At 57.8% G+C, this 3,052-nt stretch carries 4 protein-coding genes; 3 read left to right on the top strand and 1 reads right to left on the bottom strand.

The features are described from left to right. Positions 1-97: 97 nt before the first annotated feature. Positions 98-808: a polysaccharide lyase 6 family protein gene (locus tag RMO15_RS32130; protein ID WP_309723071.1), complete on the bottom strand. Its 711-nt coding sequence runs from the start codon at positions 806-808 to the stop codon at positions 98-100. Between the two features lie 28 nt (positions 809-836). Here RMO15_RS32130 and miaA point away from each other — a divergent pair, with 28 nt between their 5' ends. Genes miaA through dapF form a run of 3 tightly spaced genes read left to right on the top strand, consistent with a single transcriptional unit; the run spans position 837 to position 2,886 of the window. Then, positions 837-1,766, top strand: coding sequence for a tRNA (adenosine(37)-N6)-dimethylallyltransferase MiaA (gene miaA, locus RMO15_RS32135; RefSeq protein ID WP_309723073.1), 930 nt, complete (start codon positions 837-839; stop codon positions 1,764-1,766). Then, the gene (gene hfq, locus RMO15_RS32140) at positions 1,763-2,044 is read left to right on the top strand and encodes an RNA chaperone Hfq (protein ID WP_309723075.1); all 282 of its coding nucleotides are present in this window, start codon (positions 1,763-1,765) and stop codon (positions 2,042-2,044) included. The genes miaA and hfq overlap by 4 nt, the downstream gene beginning before the upstream one ends. Beyond that, positions 2,041-2,886, top strand: a complete 846-nt coding sequence (dapF, locus tag RMO15_RS32145) for a diaminopimelate epimerase (RefSeq protein ID WP_309723078.1) — start codon at positions 2,041-2,043, stop codon at positions 2,884-2,886. The genes hfq and dapF overlap by 4 nt, the downstream gene beginning before the upstream one ends. Positions 2,887-3,052 lie beyond the last annotated feature (166 nt).

The following is a 3,052-nucleotide window of genomic DNA, read 5'->3' on the forward strand; positions in this document are numbered from 1 at the left end:
GCATTTTGGCTCTGTGAGATACAATTTTTTTTGGGCATCGTTTTGGTCGCGATCTGTGTTTAAGCGACCTTGTCGTATCATACCAAGGCGGTGCCTTTCATCCTGTAGAAATTACCAGTATTTTTTGTCCTGTACTGAGGAGATTCTCACAGGACTTGCTGGAGATAATCTCCGTCTCACCATCACAGCGCTCAAATAGATTATCCTCGACAATCGTTCGGGAGACAGACATAGACCAGTCGCTCGTGCCCACTCGGATCGTCTCGCCGCCGTTGGTTCCCAGCTCGGGGCGCGGGCCAAAGTGGTTGTGGTCAATGCGGTGATCGTTGGGGTTCCCCGCCAGCCAGACCACCAGTGTCGTTCCTAGGTTCGTCTTGCCCGCAAAGTCGCAGTGATCCACACGGTTGTAAGTCCCATAGAGCGAGACCCACTTGGTATCGCGTTCTTTGTCCTGTGGGTTGACATCGCTGATCGCACACTGGGTCAGGCGGCAGTGGTGCGCCAGCACGTCGGACTTAGTGCGAAAGGCGATCACCTCGCCAGAGTCTATCTTGCCTTTCTTAAACCAGAGCCCCGAGACAACTAAATACTCCCCAGACAGACGTAGGCGCGAGCTTCCCGTTAGCACCACCTTACCGGGTGTCTGGGCTCGCAGAGTGATCGGCTTGCTTGCCGTGCCACGCGCCACCAGAGTCAGCTCCGCATCGAGCCAGATACCATCCTTGAGGACAAGCACTGCTCCCGGCACCGCAGTCTTGGCGGCCTCCAGGAGCTCTTTCGGGGTTGCCAGCAGTGTCTCTTGCTTCATTGCACTATTGTACCGATATACTGCCTGCGTGGAAAAACTAATCGCTCTAGTGGGACCGACGGCGGTGGGAAAGACGGCAGTAGGGATGGCGCTGGCGGAGCGACTGAACGGGGAGCTGGTCAGCGCAGATGCCGTGGCGGTCTATAAACGGCTGGATATCGGCTCCGCCAAGCCCACCCAGGACGAGCAGGCGCGGGTTCGCTTTCACTTGCTTGATGTCGCGGAGCCCGAGGGCGATTTCACGATGACGGATTTTGAGCGTCTCGCGGGTAAAGCGATTGCCGATATTCGCTCACGGGGAAAGCTGCCGATCTTGCTCGGCGGAACCGGGCTCTACGTCCGAGCGGTCACGGCGCAGCTCTCGATCCCAGCAGTCCCTCCTCAGCCCGAGTTTCGTGCGGCGCGCTGGGCAGAAGTCGAAGAACATGGCGCTCCCTGGCTGCATGAAAAGCTTGCCGTGATAGATCCCCCATCGGCGGCGAAGATTCAACCCAACGACGGCAAGCGTATCATTCGGGCGCTAGAGGTCTTTGAGGTTTCGGGGCAACCCATGAGCGCCTTTCACACGCCTGAGGGAGTTCATGGTGTCCCCAAGCCCGGCGTGCAGATGATTGGCCTGGATCGGGAGCGAGAGACACTGTATGAGCACATCGATCGCCGCGTGGATCAGATGGTCGCGGAGGGCTTTGTGGATGAAGTACGCCAGCTTCTTGACTCGGGTGTTCCCCGCGATGCAAAGAGCTTGATAAGCCTAGGATACCGACATCTGGTACAATTTCACTGCGATGGTGTTACTTTGGAGGACGCAATCGCGATGATCAAGCGGGACACACGGCGCTACGCTAAGCGGCAGCTCTCGTGGTTTCGTAACGATCCAGCCGTGAACTGGACTAATATTAAAGAAAGCGACTCAGCAGAGGACGTAGCTGAGCACTTAGAAATAGGGATATCCGTATGAACAAAACACAGGCGCTACAAGATATGTTTCTCAACCAGGTTCGCAAAGACAATATTGCGGTCACAATCTACCTGACCAACTCGGTGCAGCTGCGTGGGCACGTGCGGGGCTTTGATGCCTTCACGGTCTTGCTTGAATCGCCAGGCCGCCCAACACAGCTGGTCTATAAGAGTGCTGTCACCAGTATCATCCCCATGCGCCCTGTACGCCTGCACCCTGAGAATGGCCCGGCAATCGAAGGCGAGCCTGTCCCCGTGAGTGAGGAAGTCGCCGAGTGACGGTTCCTTTCGTCAAGATGCATGGGATCGGCAACGACTTCCCCGTTTTCGATCATCTCCAGCTGGGTGCACCAACAATTGATCAAATCCAGGACGCCGCGATGCAGCTCTGTGACCGCCGCTTCGGAATCGGGGGAGATGGTACGATCTCCGTCCTTCCTTCCGAGAAAGCGGACTTTGCCATGCGAATGTTCAACCCGGATGGTAGTGAGGCGGAGATGTGTGGCAATGGCATTCGCTGCTTTGCCAAGTATGTCTTCGATCGTGGCCTGACCACCAAAACCGAGATCTCCGTCGAGACGCTCGCTGGAATCATGCTGCTCGACCTGACGGTTGAAGACAGCAAGGTCAGCCAGGTGCGGGTAGACATGGGCGAGCCACGCCTGGAGCGTGGTCAGATTCCTATGGAAGGGTCGTCGGGTCAGGTGCTCCATGAGGCACTCAAGCTAGACGGCGAGGTGCTCTATATCACGGGTGTCTCCATGGGCAACCCCCATATCGTCTTCTTCCCTGAGCAAGCCACCGACGAGCTGATCTTGCGTGTCGGGCCAAAGCTGGAGACGCACCCCGCCTTTCCCAAGCGCACCAATGTCCATGCGGCACAGCTTGTGGGCCGCGATGAGCTTGTCATGAAGATCTGGGAGCGCGGCGCAGGCCCCACCCTCGCCTGCGGCACCGGCGCGTGCGCAGTCGGCGTGGCGGCGCATCTCAACGGTCTCACAGGCCGTGATGTGCTCATCCATCTGCCCGGCGGCGATCTTAGAATCCAATGGGGCATCAATAACCATGTCTACATGACAGGCTCTGCGGCTCTCGTTTACGAAGGCACGATCGAGCTTTAGTCCCCTCGATCAGAACGAGGGGACTGGAGAGCGTCGCAGGCTCCGCTACGAAGGCCGTTCCGGCCACGCCCCTCCAACGGGCGTGGCCTACCCAACAATCCCATTCAGCGCACTTAGCGAGACGCTCTCTCCAGAGTAGAGCACGCGCTCGAAGTGCGCTTTTTTT

The sequence above is a fragment of the Armatimonas sp. genome (assembly GCF_031410135.1).
GTDB lineage: Bacteria > Armatimonadota > Armatimonadia > Armatimonadales > Armatimonadaceae > Armatimonas.

Excerpts from the sequence above, each read along its gene's own strand:
- RMO15_RS32130 (WP_309723071.1), bottom strand. The coding sequence starts at position 808 with ATGAAGCAAGAGACACTGCTGGCAACCCCGAAAGAGCTCCTGGAGGCC.
- hfq (WP_309723075.1), top strand. The coding sequence starts at position 1,763 with ATGAACAAAACACAGGCGCTACAAGATATGTTTCTCAACCAGGTTCGC.